General features: G+C 49.1%; 17 protein-coding genes. 10 read left to right on the top strand and 7 right to left on the bottom strand.

Going from position 1 to position 18,986, the window contains the following annotated elements; translation table 11 throughout:
- The first annotated feature begins 1 nt into the window (after position 1).
- Genes FPE01S_RS02890 through FPE01S_RS02870 form a run of 5 tightly spaced genes read left to right on the top strand, consistent with a single transcriptional unit; the run spans position 2 to position 7,244 of the window.
- Entirely contained in the window at positions 2-2,044 is a 2,043-nt protein-coding gene (locus FPE01S_RS02890; protein ID WP_046367399.1) for a beta-L-arabinofuranosidase domain-containing protein, read from the top strand.
- An 11-nt stretch (positions 2,045-2,055) separates the two neighbouring features.
- Entirely contained in the window at positions 2,056-3,090 is a 1,035-nt protein-coding gene (locus FPE01S_RS02885; protein ID WP_046367398.1) for a glycoside hydrolase family 43 protein, read from the top strand.
- Positions 3,091-3,104: 14 nt separating this feature from the next.
- A complete protein-coding gene (locus tag FPE01S_RS02880) occupies positions 3,105-5,561 on the top strand; it encodes a glutaminase family protein (protein ID WP_046368587.1) in 2,457 nt (818 codons plus the stop codon).
- Entirely contained in the window at positions 5,558-6,220 is a 663-nt protein-coding gene (locus FPE01S_RS02875) for a hypothetical protein (protein WP_046367397.1), read from the top strand. Before FPE01S_RS02880 ends, FPE01S_RS02875 begins: the two co-directional genes overlap by 4 nt.
- Entirely contained in the window at positions 6,213-7,244 is a 1,032-nt protein-coding gene (locus tag FPE01S_RS02870; RefSeq protein WP_046367396.1) for a LacI family DNA-binding transcriptional regulator, read from the top strand. The genes FPE01S_RS02875 and FPE01S_RS02870 overlap by 8 nt, the downstream gene beginning before the upstream one ends.
- A 61-nt stretch (positions 7,245-7,305) precedes the next feature.
- Here FPE01S_RS02870 and FPE01S_RS02865 read toward each other — a convergent pair whose 3' ends face one another.
- From FPE01S_RS02865 to FPE01S_RS02840, 6 genes are all read right to left on the bottom strand, one after another.
- A complete protein-coding gene (locus FPE01S_RS02865; protein WP_046367395.1) occupies positions 7,306-8,604 on the bottom strand; it encodes a T9SS type A sorting domain-containing protein in 1,299 nt (432 codons plus the stop codon).
- 306 nt (positions 8,605-8,910) lie between these two features.
- Complete coding sequence (locus FPE01S_RS02860; RefSeq protein ID WP_046367394.1) at positions 8,911-9,318, bottom strand: RNA-binding S4 domain-containing protein; 408 nt, start codon at positions 9,316-9,318, stop codon at positions 8,911-8,913.
- Between the two features lie 247 nt (positions 9,319-9,565).
- On the bottom strand, positions 9,566-10,933 hold the full coding sequence (locus tag FPE01S_RS02855; protein WP_046367393.1) for a dipeptidase: 1,368 nt from the start codon (positions 10,931-10,933) through the stop codon (positions 9,566-9,568).
- A gap of 23 nt (positions 10,934-10,956) precedes the next feature.
- Positions 10,957-11,973 carry a cation diffusion facilitator family transporter gene (locus FPE01S_RS02850; RefSeq protein WP_046367392.1) on the bottom strand — a complete coding sequence of 339 codons (1,017 nt, stop codon included), beginning with the start codon at positions 11,971-11,973 and terminating at the stop codon, positions 10,957-10,959.
- A complete protein-coding gene (locus FPE01S_RS02845; protein WP_046367391.1) occupies positions 11,973-12,725 on the bottom strand; it encodes a superoxide dismutase in 753 nt (250 codons plus the stop codon). Before FPE01S_RS02845 ends, FPE01S_RS02850 begins: the two co-directional genes overlap by 1 nt.
- Before the next feature lie 20 nt (positions 12,726-12,745).
- Complete coding sequence (locus tag FPE01S_RS02840; RefSeq protein WP_046367390.1) at positions 12,746-14,167, bottom strand: LptF/LptG family permease; 1,422 nt, start codon at positions 14,165-14,167, stop codon at positions 12,746-12,748.
- Positions 14,168-14,200: 33 nt separating this feature from the next.
- Between FPE01S_RS02840 and FPE01S_RS02835 the strand changes: the two genes are divergently transcribed.
- Positions 14,201-14,818, top strand: coding sequence for a hypothetical protein (locus FPE01S_RS02835; RefSeq protein WP_046367389.1), 618 nt, complete (start codon positions 14,201-14,203; stop codon positions 14,816-14,818).
- Here the strand turns inward: FPE01S_RS02835 and FPE01S_RS02830 are convergent.
- Positions 14,815-15,195: an START-like domain-containing protein gene (locus tag FPE01S_RS02830; protein ID WP_046367388.1), complete on the bottom strand. Its 381-nt coding sequence runs from the start codon at positions 15,193-15,195 to the stop codon at positions 14,815-14,817. The two genes, FPE01S_RS02835 and FPE01S_RS02830, sit on opposite strands and share 4 nt — an antisense overlap.
- Positions 15,196-15,520: 325 nt before the next feature.
- Between FPE01S_RS02830 and FPE01S_RS02825 the strand changes: the two genes are divergently transcribed.
- The 4 genes from FPE01S_RS02825 (at position 15,521) to FPE01S_RS02810 (ending at position 18,945) form a co-directional block, all read left to right on the top strand.
- Positions 15,521-16,390, top strand: a complete 870-nt coding sequence (locus FPE01S_RS02825) for a sigma-70 family RNA polymerase sigma factor (protein WP_046368586.1) — start codon at positions 15,521-15,523, stop codon at positions 16,388-16,390.
- 74 nt (positions 16,391-16,464) lie between these two features.
- A complete protein-coding gene (gene ffh / locus FPE01S_RS02820) occupies positions 16,465-17,799 on the top strand; it encodes a signal recognition particle protein (protein WP_046367387.1) in 1,335 nt (444 codons plus the stop codon).
- Between the two features lie 113 nt (positions 17,800-17,912).
- Complete coding sequence (gene rpsP / locus FPE01S_RS26310; protein WP_046367386.1) at positions 17,913-18,359, top strand: 30S ribosomal protein S16; 447 nt, start codon at positions 17,913-17,915, stop codon at positions 18,357-18,359.
- A 58-nt stretch (positions 18,360-18,417) separates the two neighbouring features.
- Positions 18,418-18,945 (top strand): ribosome maturation factor RimM, encoded by a 528-nt coding sequence (locus tag FPE01S_RS02810; RefSeq protein WP_169749124.1) that lies wholly within the window; start codon positions 18,418-18,420, stop codon positions 18,943-18,945.
- The last annotated feature ends 41 nt before the right edge of the window (positions 18,946-18,986 follow it).

The raw sequence follows: 18,986 nt of genomic DNA, 5'->3' as shown, positions 1-18,986 counted from the left end.
CATGCTGAAAAAATGTATTGCAGGTGGGTTGATGGTTGCTGCTGCGGTTTCCGCTTCGGCTCAGAAGATCCAGGCAACAGCCGTAACAACAACTATCAACAACCTCAATAATAAATACTACACCGGCAACCGTGCTCCCCTGCTGAAGAATTATTTCACCCGGCTTCCCGTAACGGCATTCCGCCCGGGAGGCTGGTTGCTACGGCAGCTGGAATTGCAACGGGAAGGCCTGACCGGTCATCTCGGTGAGATCAGTATCTGGTTGTCCAAATCTGATAATGCCTGGCTGAACAAAGAGGGGAAAGGAAAATGGGGCTGGGAAGAACTGCCTTACTGGCTGAAAGGTTATGGTGATATCGCTTATGTACTGAACGATAAGAAGATGATCGCCGAAACAAAATTCTGGATTGATAAAGTACTGGAAAACCAGCGGCCGGACGGCGATTTCGGTCCCGATGTCGTAAAGAACGGCAGCCGTGATCTCTGGACCAATATGCCCATGCTGTGGTGCCTGCAATCTTATTACAGTTATAGCGGTGATCAGCGGGTAATCGATTTCATGACGAAGTATTTCCGGTTTGAAGCAGCACTTCCCGATGATAAATTCCTGGAGGATTACTGGGAAAAAAGCAGGGGCGGAGATAACCTCTTAAGTGTGTACTGGTTGTATAATATTACAGGCGATACTTTCCTGCTTGACCTGGCGACAAAAATCGACAGGAACACGGCGGACTGGCGCCAGGAGAATAACCTGCCCAACTGGCACAATGTAAACATTGCACAATGCTTCCGTGAACCGGCAACCTATTACCTGCAGAGTGCCAAAGAATCCGACCGGCAGGCGAGTTACCGCAACTTCGCCCTGGTAAAGGAAAAATTCGGCCAGGTACCAGGCGGCATGTGGGGCGGTGATGAAAATTCCCGTACCGGTTATTCCGATCCGCGCCAGGCCATCGAAACCTGTGGCATGGTGGAGCAGATGACTTCTGACCAATACATGCTGCAGTTCACCGGTGATACCCGTTGGGCCGATCATTGTGAAGACGTAGCATTCAATTCCTTTCCTGCTGCTTTTATGCCCGATTATAAATCGTTGCGTTACCTGACGGCACCGAATATGGTACAGAGCGATCAGGCGAATCATGCGCCAGGCATCGACAACAACGGGCCCTTCCTGATGATGAACCCGTTCAGTTCCCGCTGCTGCCAGCACAATCATGCCGCAGGTTGGGTATACTATGCAGAAAGTGCCTGGATGGCCACGCCGGACAACGGGCTTGCGGTACAGTTGTATACTGAAGGTAACCTGAAGGCCAAAGCAGGTGGCGGAACACCCATTGAGATCATTACGAAAACTCATTATCCCTTTGATAACACGATCCAGTTCCAGGTAATCTGTGGGGAACAGGTTGATTTTCCGCTGTACCTGCGGATCCCCGACTGGTGTGCCCACCCGGTCGTAAAAGTGAACGGCAGAACATTATCGGTAACTGGTGACGACAAGGGATATCTCAAGCTGAAAGGTTCATGGAAAAACGGAGATAAGGTCACGTTGCAACTGCCCATGGCCGTTAGACTGCAGGAATGGAAGGCGAACAAGAACAGTGTGTCCGTCAATTATGGCCCGCTCAGCTTTTCCCTGAAGATCGACGAGAATTATAAACAGCGTGACAGCAAAGAGACAGCTATCGGTGATTCCCGCTGGCAGGAATCTGCCGACGCGACTAAATGGCCCAGCTGGGAGATCTTCCCTGGCAATGCCTGGAACTACGGACTCTACCTCGATAAATATGATGCGCTGCGGTCTGTTAGCGTGGTGAAAAAAGAATGGCCCAAAGACAATAATCCGTTCCGTAACGATGCCGCACCGATAGTTATGACGGTTAAGGGTAAACTGATTCCGGGATGGAAAATTGATCAGTACGGATTATGTGACACCCTGCCGCAAAGCCCGGTGGTGTCTAAGGAACCGGTTACAGAATTGACACTCGTACCCATGGGAGGTGCAAGACTCAGGATTGCTGCATTTCCCGTAGCTGAATAAATAACCTTTTCATGAAAAAGTACTTATTGCTCCTTGCCTGCGGCGCCATGTCAATGACGGCATGGTCACAAAAGGCGACTTTTACCAACCCCCTGTTGCCTTCGGGACCGGATCCCTATAGTTTTTACAAAGACGGTAATTATTTTTACATCCATACGGAGGGGGACAAACTGCTATTGCGCAAAGCGAAAAGCATTGCCGACCTGGCAAATGCCGAACAGAAAACTATTTTTGTTCCGCCGGCCGGTAAAGCCTGGTCGAAAGAACTCTGGGCACCGGAGGTAATGTTCCTGAGGGGTAAATGGTATGCATATTTTGCAGCAGACAACGGTAAGAATATCAATCACCGGATGTACGTGCTGGAGAATGCTTCACCGGACCCGATGAAAGGAGAGTGGGTGTTCAAAGGCAAAGTGGTTGATAAAACCGATAAGTGGGCAATTGACGGTGATGTGTTTGAGTATAAGGGAAAGCTGTACATGGTGTGGTCAGGATGGGAAGGTGATGTCAACGGACAGCAGGATATTTATATCGCTCGGATGAAAGACCCTTTGACTATCGAATCAGACCGGGTGCGTATCAGCTTCCCGAAATATGACTGGGAAAAGCATGGTGATATCGGTAATCCGGATGATCCTCCGCATATCAATGTGAATGAAGGACCACAGGCTTTGATTCATGGGAATGAACTTTTTGTAGTGTATTCCGGGAGCGCCTGCTGGACTGACTTCTATGCACTGGGCCTGCTCCGCCTGAAAGGAAATGATCCCCTGGATGCTGCTACATGGGAGAAAAGCAGTGAGCCGGTTTTCCGGCAGTCCACAGAAAATGGTGTTTTCGCCACCGGCCATAATTCATTTTTCAAATCTCCCGATGGAAAGGAAGACTGGATACTCTATCACGCCAATTCCAATCCCGGCGATGGCTGTGGAACAAAACGCTCACCCCGTGCCCAACCCTTTACCTGGAAAGCTGATGGTACTCCTGATTTCGGCGTTCCGGTAAAAGCCGGACAACCTGTACCGGTTCCCTCCGGTTCGAAATGATTAAATAACTGATGATGAAGAAAATATTTGCTGCAGCTGGTCTTTTAGCGGCTTCACTTTTTGCCGGAGCCCAGGAATTCCGTGCGCCGGCCTATCCGCTTATTACGCATGATCCTTATTTCAGTATCTGGTCGGCCACCGATGAACTTGCAGCGTCGCCCACCCGCCACTGGACCGGGACAAGCCAGTCGCTGCTGGGACTGCTTCGAGTAGATGGAAAAATATACCGGTTCATGGGCGAAAAGGAAAAACGATACAATACCATAGTTCCGGCCGGTGATGAATTGAATTATACGGCCAGTTATACCGAAACAGCGCCTTCAGCCGATTGGATGAAGCCTGGCTTTGATGATGCGTCCTGGAAGAAGGGACAGGCGCCGTTTGGCGACAATGAGGGCATCTGCAAAACCATCTGGAGATCCCGCGATATATGGACAAGAAGGAAAGTGACGATCAATGACCTGACTTTTTCAAAGTTGCTGCTGAAGCTGCAGCACGATGATGATGTGGAAGTTTTTATCAATGGTGAACTGGCTTATGCCTACAAGGGTTTTGCAGGAAAATTCACGTATCTCCCGCTTTCCGGAACTGTATTATCAAAACTTAAAACCGGAGAAAACCTGCTGGCCGTTCACGTGACCAACACAGGGGGCGGTGCCTGGCTGGACGCTGGCCTGGTGGATGAAGTAAAAGATCCGGCAGACCCGGAGATCCTTGTCGCACAACAGGAGTCGGTGTCATTGAATGCCACGCAGACAAAATACAAATTCACCTGTGGTGGTATTGCATTGGAAGCAACCTTTACATCACCGTTGTTGCTCAACAACCTGGATCTGCTGGCACGCCCGGTGACTTATCTTGCAACAAGTGTGAAATCGACAGATGGCGCAGATCACAGCGTGCAGCTATACCTCGGCGTAAGTACTGATCTTGCGGTAAATCTGCCGGTACAGGAAGTGTCGGCAACTTCCTACAAGTCAGGCGGCCTTCAGATCCTGAAAGCCGGAACGGTTGAACAGCCGATCCTGAAGAAAAAAGGAGATGATGTCAGGATAGACTGGGGATATGTATATGTGGCTGCAGCCGCGAACCCGGCGATCAACCTGAAACAGAATATATCCGAAGACATGCAGGGCAGCAAGGCTTTCTTCGGTGCGGGGTCTTCCGTTGCAAAAGGGAAACACCTGTTACTAAACACCAGCTGGGATTGGGGGAAGGTGGGCTTCGCAGCCAGACAACAGGTGGTGATGCTGGGTTACGATGACCTGGAATCCATTCAGTATTTTGGCACCAATCTTAAACCGTGGTGGAAAAAAGGACCCAATGCCACTATGGAAGCACAACTGGCAGCAGCCCACACTTCCTATAGCAGCGTTATCGCAAAATGTGTCGCATTTAACAAGAAGATGCGCGATGACGCAGTAAAGGCCGGTGGTGAAAACTATGCCCGCCTATGTGAACTCGCGTATCGGCAGAGCGTCGCTGCGCATAAACTGGTGAAAAGCCCGCAGGGAGATCTCTTGTTCCTTTCCAAAGAGAATTTCAGCAACGGCTCCATCAATACTGTTGACATCACTTATCCTTCCGCGCCTATGTACCTCGTGTACAATCCCGACCTGCTTAAAGGAATGATGAACGGCATTTTCTACTACAGCGAGAGCGGCAAATGGAAAAAGCCCTTTGCGGCGCATGATCTCGGCACTTATCCGCTGGCCAACGGGCAGACTTACGGAGAAGACATGCCCGTGGAAGAGAGTGGTAACATGCTCATCCTTGCAGCGGCAATTACCAAAGTGGAAAAAAATACTGCCTATGCCGCCAAACACTGGAACACGTTAAGTGTCTGGGCGGATTACCTGTCCAAAGAGGGTTTTGATCCGGCCAACCAGCTTTGTACGGATGATTTTGCCGGTCACCTTGCAAGGAATGCCAACCTGTCTGTAAAAGCGATCGTAGCGCTTGGTGGGTATGCGCAAATGGCTGCACAACTGGGTAAAAAAGATGTAGCGGAAAAATATCAGGCACTTGCCGCAGGGATGGTAAAGAAATGGATGGAACTGGCAGATGACGGTGATCACTATTCGCTCACCTTTGAAGGCAAAGGCACCTGGAGTCAGAAATACAACCTGGTTTGGGACAAGCTGCTCGGCACTAACCTTTTCCCGGCAACAGTATACCAGAAAGAAATTGACTATTATCTCACCAGGCAGAATGGATTCGGTCTTCCGCTTGACAGCAGAAGAACGTACACCAAGTCCGACTGGATCCTTTGGACGTCTGCACTGACTGATGATCGTGCGAAATTCGATGCCCTCATTCAGCCGGTATACCGGTTTGCCACAGAGACGCCGAGCAGGGTCCCCCTGAGTGACTGGCACGAGACAACAGATGGCAAAATGGTTGGATTTCAGGCACGTTCCGTGGTAGGGGGGTATTTTATCAAAATGCTTGAAGCAAAACTTAAAAAATGACCTGCAAAAAAGCTTTGCCTTTACTGACAGGACTCCTGCTGTTACTCGCAAGTGCCCGTGCGCAGATTGATGCACCGGCACAAACCGTGTCACACTACGTATTGCCTGCGTTCCAGCCCGGCAAGGTGTTGCAGAAAAATGGTTCGGAAACTACAGCCAGCCTGAATTATAACGCGCTGACCGGCGAGATGATCTTTGATGCCGGAAACTCCCGTTATCTCGCAATAGCTGAACCGGAAAAGGTGGATTCAGTTTTCATCAGCGGGCGCACGTTTATTCCGCGCGAGAAGCTATACCTGGAATTGCTGGTGAAAGGCAACTACCCGCTGGCAGTGGAACATACCTGTTCATTGATAGAAGAAGGCAACAATGTCGGGTACAATTTGTCATCGAATGTCAGTGCCTCATCACCGCTGAGGTCGATGATGCAGAACGGATCTGCCTACGGACTCAAACTGCCGGATGGGGTCACTGTAAAGTCCGGCAAAGCTTATTGGGGCTTCCGGAAGGGACGGTGGGAGAAGGTGAGCAGTTTCAGCCAGCTGGGTAAAGTGTATGCTGATAAGAAAGCTGAGATAGACAAAGCAGTTAAAGAGAAGAAGCTGTCATTCAATAAGGAGGAAGATCTCCTGAACCTGGTCAAGCAAATCAATGAGTGATATCATTTCAAAAGTGACGATTGCCGATATCGCGCGGGCGTTGAAGATCACGCCGGCAACGGTGAGCCGTGCCCTGAACAATCATCCCGGCATCAAGGAGGAGACCAAACTGCGTGTGAAAGAGACCGCACTCCGGCTTAACTACCAGCCAAACAAGATCGCTTCATCACTGCGGCTGGGCAAGTCGAATATCATCGGTGTGATCATTCCCAGCGCAGAGATCAGCTTTTTCGGATCGGTAGTGCATGGTATTGAAAAAGTGGCCAATGAAAACAATTACAACGTACTGATCTATCAGACCAATGAATTGTTCGAATACGAGAAGAAAGGTGTTCAGACCTTCCTGCAGTCACAGGTGGATGCCGTACTGGCGTCTATTTCAAAGGAAACGATCAACCTTGACCATTACCAGGAACTGAAAAGGCGGGGTATACCCCTGATCCTGTTCGACCGGGCAAATGATCAGCTGGGTGTGTCGTCAGTAGTGGTTGACGATTATGCCGGTGCTTTCGAAGCAACCAAACACCTGATCAGCCAGGGGTGCCGCAGGATCGCCCATATCGGCGGACAACAACACGTAAGCATTTTCAACCAACGTTTGAAAGGATATATCGATGCCCTGAATGTTCACAATATTCCGCTGAATGATGACCTGATTGTATATGGAAAGGTGAGTATAGATTCAGGACGCGAGTGTATGAAACAGCTGCTGGCCTTACGCCAGCCACCGGATGCAGTGTTTGCGGTGGAAGATTTTACAGCCCTTGGTGCCATCCAGGCAATCAAACAGGCTGGCAAGGTGATCCCGGATGATATTGCCATCATTGGTTTCGCCAATGAGGCATTCGGGGAATTTCTGACACCTTCGCTCAGCACAGTCAACCAGCAGACAGTGAAGATGGGAGAAGAAGCGGCAAAGATGTTTTTTGAGGGACAAAGAAAAGGCGGTACCTGGCTGACCCAACCCAAAAAAATGGTGCTGGAACCGGCGTTGATCTGCCGGGAATCAAGCTCGAAAAGATAAAGCCGGTTGCATTTGCAACCGGCTTTTTTCACTGGCTAAATGAACGGAAATCGTTTATGCATCAAAGGCTTTCACCATGAATAATATACTGTGTGGAATATTGCTTGCCACAAGTGAATCGTACTACATAAGCTCCGGCTGCAAGTTCTTTCATGTCGAGAGACATCTGGGGGAGGGCTTTGGGATCAGATACTTTCTTCACCAGTTCACCATGGGCATTGAATACTTCAGCGAAGATTTCTTTCTGCTGCCAGGAAATAGGCGTTAGCAGAACAGATGCACCAGTAACCGGATCGATACTCATTTCAGTTTTTACGAAAGCATCTTTCTTATTCAGTGCGATCATCTTAACTGAAGAATACTGGATCTCACCCTCCATGCTGCGGGTACGGAGGCGGTAAAATACTGCACCCATGGTTGAAGCGTTGCGGGCATCATCATTGAACTGGAACAGGCCGCTTTTTTCCATGTTGGCTTTGTTGAAGCGCCCAACCTCACGGAAGATCTCTCCGTCTACACTTTTCTCGATCACGATATCCTGGATGCGGTTAAGGTTCGGTGAACTCCAGGCGAGTTGCACCTGCTCCTGCTGCATTCTTGCCTGGAATCCAACGATATCCGGCATATAAACTGTCGCCATATCAGGATTGGCATCTTTCAGTTCGATCTTGTAAGTACTGGTACCACCCCAGTTATTGTTGTTACGGTTGATACCGATTTTGATGCGGATCTCGGCAACGTGCTGATTAATAATGCTCAGCTTTTCAATATTCCTGTTGCTCTGTTTTGAACCGAATTTGTTTTCAGCACGGAACCCGGTTCCTGTAGCTGAGATCATCAGGTTGGTGATCTCATTGTCATACACCACTTTGCTGTTGGGGCCAAGATTGCATTCAGCAAATTCCTGTGCAATACCGTAGTTGTTGAGACCACTCACGGAAGTGGTGATCTCGTCCAGGTGGTGCAGGCTGAGCTGTGTATTGTTATGGGGAACGAAGGTGAAGCTGAATTCGATCCAGGAAGGACCGTTGATATCGAGATATTCAACAACCGGCTGGAAAGAGGTAATGTTGCCGGAAGCATCATGCGTAAGTTGTTTCAGGTTAACTCCGGGAGAAACGCTTTCGATCTTTACAATGCAGTCTGCTGCAGCTTTTCCGTAATGATCTTTGGTAACAGCAGAGAAGCGGTATGTGGCACCTTTCTGACCGGCTGCGCCGGAAATGAGTTTGTAGTTGGTAAAGCTGATATTGTTATTCTGGGCAGAAGCTTTACTGAGAGAAAAAATCACCAGCAACAGGATCAGCAGGCTGATCAGGTTTACCATAGACTGGCTGGAGAATTTTGGGTACGTTTTCATTTTTTCAACAATGGGTAAGGAAGTTTTTATTCCTCATAGGTATTGTTCGTTTCATAGGTATCGATCTGAATACAAAGATTGACACAGGATTCGGAAATTACAAGCAGGTATGGGGTTTTTTCGATGAATGGGAGATTTTCCGTAGGTATTAGTACCCGAAAACCGCTATAAAGTGCAGAGAATTCGTAGTTCTACCAGCGCGTGTTCGTATGTGCATCATCGTGAATGGGGAACATACGCGTGTTGCAGGGCAGAGATCTACGAAAGGAGTAACCGGAGTTGCAGAAAATACGCAGACACTGGTGATCACTCCGTTCCTTCCGGGTGCAGGCCTGGTTCGTCGGTGAAATCTTCCAGGTCTCTGCGCTGTTTTTTGGTGGGTCTTCCGACCTTGCTCTGGCGTTTCCCTGTATTGAAGCTAAAGGCCTGGTATGCAGCCTTATCTTTTTCTTCGATGGGGGTCAGGTCGTCATAATAAGTAATGGCCTCTGTATACTGTACGCGGTGGTCGAGCAGGCCCTTAACGCGAATGATCCACCGCCTGCTTTCAGTACGGATATCATATTCGTCATTGATGACTACAGCCCGGGATGCCTTCACAGTGTCACCGTTCAGTTTCACCCTGCCGCGGTCGATGGCATCAGCGGCCAGGCTGCGCGTTTTGAAGATGCGGATGCACCAGAGATATTTATCGATTCGGAGCTTTTCTTTCATATTCAATGCGTTAGCAAAAATACGGCATCCGGCAGTACATGCCTGGAATGAGCAGCGCCTGACTGTATCTGCCTGGCCAGCCAACACCCGAAATACACCCGTCCTACAGCCGAACTACACCCATCCCCCAGCAAACACACCCCTTTGCTGTGGGACCGCTGAAGGATTGGTGTAGGTCTGCTGCCAGTTTGCCGGTGAAAGTTGGTAGGCATGGTAACCCCAAACCCCAAACTCCAAACGCCAGACTTTACTGCATTTCCGCGAAATACTGGTGGAAATAAGGAATCGTTTCGATGCCTTTATAATAATTCTGCAAATCAAATTTCTCATTGGGCGAGTGGAGATTATCACTGTCCAGTCCGAATCCCATGAAAATGATTTTGAGTCCCAGTTCTTTTTCGAACAGCGCACAAATTGGAATACTGCCGCCGCCTCTGACGGGGATGGGCTGTTTTCCGAAAGTCGCTTCAATGGCTTTGGCTGCAGCTTTGAACCCGATTGAATCAATCGGCGTCATATAGGGTTCACCACCGTGATGCAGCTCGGCTTTTACGGTTACGCCGGCTGGTGCAATCTTATAAAGGTGATCGATCAGCATCCTGGTGATCTTTTCAGAATCCTGGTCAGGTACCAGGCGGCAGGAGATCTTGGCAAAAGCCTTGGAGGGCAATACCGTTTTTGCCCCTTCCCCGGTATATCCGCCCCAGATCCCGTTGAGCTCGAGGGTCGGCCGGATTCCCGTGCGTTCGTTGGTAGTATATCCCTTTTCTCCCCAAACGGCATCAATGCCCAGTTCCTTTTTATACTCATTTTCATTGAAAGGAGCCTCAGCCATCAGCTTGCGTTCTTCTGCGCCGGATTCCACCACATCATCATAAAAACCGGGAATAGTAATGCGGTTGTTCTCATCGTGGAGGCTGGCGATCATACGGGCCAGCATGGTGATGGGGTTGGCTACTGCTCCGCCATAAACACCACTGTGAAGATCGCGGTTGGGACCGGTTACTTCCACTTCGATATAGGCAAGGCCGCGCACACCTATGTCAATTGAGGGCTCATCAAGACTGATCATGGCAGTATCGCTGATCAGGATCACATCGGCATCCAGCAGTGCCTTATTGGCTTTTACAAATTCCGCAAGATTGGGGGAACCAACTTCCTCCTCACCCTCGATCAGAAATTTTATGTTCGTCGGCAGGCTATCGGTGCGGATCATGGTTTCCATAGCCTTCACATGCATGTAGAATTGTCCCTTATCGTCACAGGCACCGCGGGCAAAAATCTTACCGTCTTTCACTACGGGATCGAAGGGGCCGCTATGCCAGAGGTCCAGCGGATCGGGCGGTTGCACATCATAGTGACCATAAACCAGCACTGTTGGTTTGGATGGGTCAGAAATCTTTTCACCGTAAACAATCGGGTGACCGGCTGTGGGATAGATCGTGGCTTTATCGGCACCGGCGGCCAGCAAACTTTCTTTTACCGCTTCTGCACAGCGGACCATATCCTCCCGGTGTTCACGCCTGGCGCTGACACTGGGTATCTTAAGGAGTTCAATCAGTTCATTGAGGAAACGGTCTTTTTTATGCTCCTGGTAGTCTTTCCATGCTTTCATGTGCGGTAGTTTGCCCTGCGAATTTAGGCGGTTTTGTCCAATACCCCGGTTGCTGTGGCCAGGCGATGTTTGGCATCCGATAAGATGTTTTCGACGGTCCATTCCACCCTGTGCTGGAAAGGATGCTGCCTTACCGGGCAGTCCTGTTTCGTGCAGATGGGGCAGGAGAATGGCATGCAGCCGTCAGAATGCACGAACAGTTCGATGCTGTTTCCGAAATTCTTTTTGATGAGGGCGCTGAGGGTATCGATCTCACGGTGTGCTTCATGTACATTGAGGTACCAGGGCACAGTAAGGTGACAGTCGATATGCAGTACGCTACCGTATTTGATCACCCGCAGGTTATGCAGGTCAGTCCAGTTCGGTGGTCTTTCCCGGTTCAGCATTTTCACCATTTCCTGTAACAATTCAAGGTCAGCTTCATCCATGATGCCGGCCAGGGAACGGCGGAGAATCTTATATCCTGTTACAAGGATGATGACGCTGAACAAAAGGGCCATGATCGGGTCGATCAGTTGCTGACCGGTAAACCTGATGAGGGCGATACCCAGTAAAATTCCCAGCGTGGTATAGGTGTCTGTCTGCAGGTGCCTGCCGCTTGCTTCAAGGGCAAGTGATTGGTTCTTTTTGCCCTTGCTGATGGCTACAGCTCCCATCACGTAATTCAAAATGGCGGTGACGGAGATCAGCGCAATGCCCCAATCCAGTTGCTGCAGGGGCTGGGGATTGAAAATATGCCAGATCGATTCATAGATGATGATGAGCCCCGCTATCATGATCAGGGTGCCTTCAACGGCAGCGGAAAGGAATTCTGCCTTACCGTGACCATAGGGATGGTCGGTATCACGTGGCTTGGCAGCCACATAGAGGCTATACAGACCAACGAATCCCGAAACCACATTTACCGTGCTTTCGAGTGCATCTGTCAGGATGGATACAGAGCGGGTGAGGATCCAGGCCAGTACTTTCAAAACGAAAAGCAGGCAGGCCAGCATCACCACCCATCGCTGTATCCTGAAATTTTGCTGTTGCGGCTGCATTATTTGTTAGCGGCATCATACCGTGATTGCACAAAGTCCCAGTTCACCACATCCCACCATGCATTGATATAATCGGGACGTTTGTTCTGGTATTTCAGGTAATAGGCATGTTCCCACACATCGAGTCCGAGTAGGGGAATACCCGTTGTTCCTGCAACCGGCATCAGGGGATTGTCCTGGTTGGGTGTGGACGTCAGCAGCACACTTTTATCTTTCAGGATCAGCCAGGCCCATCCGCTGCCGAAGCGTGCTTTGGCGATATCGGCAAATGCTGTTTTGAACTGGTCAAACGAACCGAATTTCTGGTTGATGGCTGCCGCCAGTGTTCCACCCGGCTGGTTACCCGACTGTGGTGCACGCATGGATTTCCAGAACAGTTCATGATTATAGTGGCCTCCTGCATTGTTCCGCATTTTTTCAGAGTACTTGTTGATGCGGGCAAGCAGTTCTTCTACCGGTTTGTTGGTATCTACTTTTTCAGCTGCTGCAGCTTCCGCCAGGTTTTTGGCGTAAGTGGCGGCGTGTTTGGTATAATGTATTTCCATCGTCTGTGCATCGATGGAGGGTTCCAGTGCAGGGTAGGCATAGGGAAGCGGATCCTGTTTAAACCCGGTTACCCAAAGTGCTGCAGGTACGGAAGGAGTGGCTGCTGTTGCTGATTCAGACAACAGGGTACCTCCGAGGCCAAGGGCGATGGTGGCTTTTGTACTGTTGGCAATAAAAGCACGTCTGGAAGGATGCGAAGCTTTCATTTTGTTATGTTTTATTAAAGTTACTGCGGTTCTGCCTTCTTCGGCCGGAAACGGCGGAAAAGACGGTGGTAGAATTCCTTGTTGAATAACTGGGAATCATTCAGCGCTTTAATGATCAGGAAAAAGCCTATGGGCAGCAATACATAAGTTGCCATCCACATTCCGGTTATCGGTAACATCACATCCTCTTTCACGAACTTCTTACCGAAATTGTTCAACAGGAAGAATATCACAAAAAACACCACGGCGAAAACCAGGGGCGTACCGATTCCTCCTTTCCTGATGATCGAGCCCAACGGCGCCCCAATCAAAAACAAGACCAGGCAGGCGATGGAAAGCGTGAACTTTTCGTGCCATGCCATTTTATGAAAACGCAGGTTTTTTGACCTGTTCTCGAAGTCTGTCTTATTGATGTCGAGGGTACTTTTTACGATTGACAGCTGTGATACTACCCGCTCATTGGCCTGTGTGAATGCACTGTCGGGAATGATCTGGTTGAGGGAGTCGACCTTTGTAAACCTGGCCGGTTGCACCCAGCCGGTATCGATCTGTTTTACAAAAGTGACGTAGGGAGAGATTTCCGTGTTGGTTTTTTTCCGGAATACATCGTTTATGCGGCTCAGTGAGTCGATGGCAACATTCAGTTGCCGCACACTCAGCATCTGGTAATTGTCTTTGAACAGGCTATCTTCTGTTTTGCCAAGCTGCAGAGAGCTCATGTCAAACACCTTTTTGAATTCCTTAAATCCGAGCCGGATATATTCGGAGTTCAGGTTCACCCTTGAACCCCGTTCAGCATACCGCCATCCGTCGAGCAGTTTGAATTCAAGAAATCTTTTGTCTGCGGACACTTTCATAATGCCTTTTTTGGCAATGATGATATTATCCTGCAGGGTACGGTCTTTTTCAAAGATGATGATATCGGTAAGGGTAGAATCGTCTTTTTCTTTTTTACCCACCTTGATGGCATAGCCCGGAAGTGTTGTGTAAAATGCACCTTCGCGGAGGTCGAATGCCGGTTTTTTATTGATGATATCGTATTTCAGCCGGTTGAGGCGGAGATTCGAGACCGGGATAATATAGTTGTTGAAAAGAAAGGCGACACCGCAGATCAGGATGCTTACCACCAGAAGCGGGCGCATGAACCGCAGCAGGGAGATGCCGGCAGATTTGATGGCCACCAGTTCAAAAGTTTCCCCCAGGTTACCGAAGGTCATGATGCTGGAGAGCAGGATAGCAAGGGGAAGTGCCAGGGGTACCACGGTTGCGGCTACATAACTGATCAGCTGACCTATGGTGAAGAGATCCAGTCCTTTTCCCACGATATCGTCGATGTACAGCCAGAAGAACTGTAACACCAGCACAAAAAGCGTAATGAAAAATGTAGCGATAAAGGGACCGATAAAGGCTTTCAGTATGAGAATGTCGAGCTTTTTGAACACGGAAAGGGAATGAATTTGAAATAACTTTACCCGATGAGCGGGGTAAAAATACAGCTTTCCGGGAAGGAACAGGAATTGGTGGAAGATGCCGCGTTCATTTTAACGAAGAATGTGATCATTCAGAAAGTGATGCAGCTGTTGGGGGAGCATCATGAATGGGCACTTCAGTTCCTGGAAAGCCGGCGGAAAACTTTGCCTGCATCATGTTTTGCATTGCCACCCAAATTGTCACGCGGAGAGCGTTACCGGGAATTGCCCTGGGTAATGCTGGATCTGATCCGCGATTTCAACCGCGAACAAACCCTTGCTGTGAGGCAATTCTTCTGGTGGGGTAACTTTTTCTCCAGCACCTTACAGGTATCGGGAAAATTCAAAGCTTTGGTGGTGGAAAATATATCCACGCTGCCTCCTGAGGTGACAGCAACACTTTATTACGGCGTTCATCCATCACCGTGGGAGCATGATTTTTCGGCGGACAATTATCAACCGCTGAATGCCATCAATATGGAAATGCTGAAGGAAACACTGATGAGGCAGGATGTACTTAAACTGGCAAGACAACTGCCGCTTCAGGCATGGAGCGATACTCCTGCTTTCCTCGAAAGCAGTTTCAGGTATTGGCTGGAATTGTTGGCTGAAAAACGGTATTAATTCCCCAGTCGGTGGAAGAGGTCTTTTACCTGGTATCCCCAGAGCTGGCCTGCGTCCTTGATTTCTTTTTTGTCGGCAAAATCGTTGATCACCAGAATGGTCTGGTTGGTGACCTCGGACTTCTCTATGCGGAACTCAAAAAATTCATCTTTAGGGGCGTGAAGCCAGTGGAAGCGGATAAAACTGTTCTCTTCACTTTCCAGGACCTCTGCCTTATCAATTGATCCGTTCCAGGAAAAACTGAATATCTGGTCTCTCTCGTCAACTTTATCGGCGAACCATTCCTGCAATCCGGCCGGGGTACTCAAAAATTCATACAAAATGCTGGGCGAACACCTTACCGGATATTCCAAAGTGTACAATTGTTTCTTACTCATCTCCTGTCAATAACGATCTTAAAGTAATGCGATCACTGCAATAATAGAAAAATTAATAATGCCGCAAAATTATCCACCAAGTATTTTTTGTTAAAGAAATCTACCCAATTACCTGAACAAAAACAGGGTTTTATCCCTGAATCACAATCTTTTAGTGGTAAATTTTTTGGAAAAAGGATTACGAAATGTTAAATTGCTGTGAAACCCTATCGGTAAAATGCAAGGACTCATGTGCAAGAAAAATTGCATTTCATCGTTATATGGAAATGAAACCTATTCACCTTTTGAAAAAAAACTAAACCTCTAAAACCGCCCGCCTATGAGCATGCGTCAACTCAAAATTTCCAAATCCATTACAAACCGGGAGTCCCAATCCCTGGAAAAGTACCTCCAGGAAATCGGGAAAGTGGAGCTGATCAGTCCGGAAGAAGAAGTTCGTCTTGCCCGCCTCATTAAGCAGGGGGATCAACGCGCCCTGGACAGGCTTACCCGTGCCAACCTGCGTTTCGTGGTTTCGGTATCCAAGCAATACCAGAACCAGGGTTTATCGCTCCCTGACCTGATCAACGAGGGAAACCTTGGCCTGATCAAGGCTGCACAGCGATTTGATGAAACGCGTGGATTCAAATTCATCTCCTACGCTGTCTGGTGGATCCGCCAGAGTATTCTGCAGGCGCTGGCTGAACAAAGCCGGATCGTCCGCCTGCCGCTCAATAAAGTCGGCCTCACCAACCGCATTCAGAAAGCATTCAGCCAGCTGGAACAGGAATTTGAGCGGGAACCTTCGCCCGAAGAACTCGCCGAATTGCTGGAAATCGACACGGAGGAAGTATCGGCTACCCTGGGGATTGCCGCCCGCCACGTGAGCATGGATACGCCGCTGAGTGAAGGCGAGGAGAATACCATGATCGATGTACTGGAAAATCCCAATGCCGAGCGTACCGACAAGAATATCGAGCATGATGAGAGTCTCCGGATGGAGATCGATCGTTCCATGCAGGTGCTTACGGAAAGGCAGAAAGAAGTGATCTGTTACTTCTTCGGTATTGGTGTTGATCATCCGATGAGCCTCGAGGATATCGGGGAAAAGTTCAACCTCACCCGTGAACGGGTTCGCCAGATCAAGGACAAGGCCATTACCAAGCTTAAAACCAACTCCAGGAGTATGCAATTGCGCACTTACCTGGGCGTTTAACCGGTTATACATTTTATGCTATATTTGCCAGCCATCCCGCAGGGGATGGCTTTTTTATTCGCAAACCGGAATCTATGTTCGAATCATTAAGTGAGAAACTGGAATCGGCCTTTAAGCAGATCAAAGGCGAGGGAAGAATTACAGAACTCAATATAGCAGCAACAGTAAAGGAGATCCGCAGGGCCCTAGTGGATGCCGACGTCAACTATAAAATTGCCAAGGAATTCACGGACACCGTGAAGGATAAGGCAATGGGGGAGAAGGTTTTAACTGCGGTGAGCCCCGGCCAGCTGATGGTCAAGATCGTCAAAGACGAGCTGGTGACGCTGATGGGAGGCGAAGAAGCTGTTTTCAACGCCAAGGGCAATCCGGCTGTGATCCTGATCGCAGGATTGCAGGGCTCGGGTAAGACGACATTCAGCGGTAAACTGGCCAATTTTCTGAAGAACAAGAAGGGGCTGAGTCCATTGCTTGTTGCGGCGGATATTTACCGTCCGGCAGCGATCGACCAGCTGAAGGTGCTGGGAGGACAGATCGGAGTTGATGTATTCAGCGAACCGGAGAACAAGGATGCTGTTGATATTGCGCGGAAGGCGGTAGCCCAGGCGCGTTCCCTGAATAAGAATGTGGTGATCATCGATACGGCAGGCCGTCTGGCCATTGACGAGGCGATGATGAACGAGGTGGCGAACGTGAAAGCCGCGGTAAACCCGCAGGAAATTCTGTTCGTAGTAGATTCCATGACGGGCCAGGATGCGGTGAATACCGCCCGGGCCTTTAATGAAAGGCTGGATTTTTCCGGTGTCGTACTCACCAAACTCGATGGCGACACCCGTGGTGGTGCTGCCCTGTCCATTAAATATGTAGTTAAAAAGCCGATCAAATTCGTCAGCAGCGGCGAAAAGCTGGATACGCTTGATGTGTTTTACCCGGAAAGGATGGCGCAACGAATCCTGGGAATGGGTGATATCACTACGCTCGTTGAACGTGCCCAGGCGCAATTCGACGAAGCAGAAGCCAAAAAACTGGAAAAAAAGATCCGCAAGAACCAGTTTGACTTCAGCGATTTCAAGCAGCAGCTCGAACAGATCAAGAAAATGGGAAATATAAAAGACCTGCTGGCGATGATCCCGGGTGTGGGGAAGGCCATCAAGGATATTGATATCAGCGACGACGCCTTCAAAGGCATTGAAGCCATGATCAATTCCATGACACCTTTCGAGCGGGCAAACCCTGATGTGATCGATGGCAGCCGCCGTAAGCGGATCGCCAGCGGCAGTGGTAAAGACCTGAACGAAGTGAATGCCTTTATGAAGCAGTTCGAACAGATGAAGGACATGATGAAAATGATGAACAAAATGCCTATGGGCGGAAAAATGCCTGGAATGGGTGGATTTGGCAGGCGCTAGGCTTTGAAATGCTTTAATAATTTTTTAGTTTGCAATAACTGAACGGATTGCTACTTTTGCAGTCCTTATCAACGGAAACCCTATTTATTCACGCATTTAAATTTTTATTTACGATGCCAGTTAAAATGAGATTGCAGCGTCACGGCAGCAAGAAAAGGCCCTTCTACTTCATCGTAGTGGCTGATGCCCGTGCACCCCGGGATGGTAAATTCATCCAGAAGATCGGTACTTACAACCCTCTGACAGTTCCCGCTACTATTCAATTGGACCGCCAGCGTGCGCTTGATTGGCTGCACAAAGGTGCTGAACCCACTGATACCGTGCGTCGTATCCTGTCTTTCAAGGGCGTATTGTATTTGAAACACCTGCTGCGTGGCGTGAAACTGGGCTTGTTCGATGATGTTACCGCTATGACCAAATTCGAAGTTTGGCATAAGGAACACGAAGCTCAGTTGAAGAAACGCAGTGACGAACACCGCAAACAACGCCAGGTGCGCCGTTTCCCCGCTGGTGGAAACAGAAGGCCGCAACCCCGTCAGGAAGGTGGCGTAGCGGAATAAAAAAAATTCGCTTCAATTCATCCCGGTACGCCACGTACCGGGATTTTTATTTACAGCCGTGAATTATTTATCCATCGGAAAAATTGCCGGGACTTTCGGTACGCAGGGAGAAGTGGTACTGAAACATGCACTCGGAAAGAAGACTGCCCTGAAGGGACTTGAAACGATCTTTATCGAAATGAAGAAAGGCGAGTTTCTCCCTTATTTCCTGACCGCAACGCGGGTAAAAAACGAATCGGAGATCTTTCTCCGGATAGAAGGGGTGGATACCCGTGAAACGGCATTGAAGCTGAACCAGAAGGCTGTCTGGCTCGAAGAAAAGGACTTTAACCAGTACGTATCCAAAGAAGCCACACTTTCTTTCCTGGGTTTTTCCATCATCAATAAAGATAAAAAGGGAACAGAAGAAAACCTGGGCGAGATCCTCGAAGTGATCGAGCAACCGCACCAGGTCCTTTGCAGGATCGACCTGAACGGCAAAGAAGCATTGATTCCCATCCATGCGGAAACTCTGCTGAAAGCAGATCAACGGCAACGAAAGCTTTACCTGAATCTCCCCGAAGGATTATTGGACCTCTACCGCTGATCTCCCGGCCGTCCGCTATCGGACGGTTTCTGTATCAAAAG

Source organism: Flavihumibacter petaseus NBRC 106054, assembly GCF_000974785.1.
Classification (GTDB): domain Bacteria; phylum Bacteroidota; class Bacteroidia; order Chitinophagales; family Chitinophagaceae; genus Flavihumibacter; species Flavihumibacter petaseus.
Note: the sequence above shows the minus strand (reverse complement) of the source record. Positions and strands in the feature narration are given on the sequence as shown.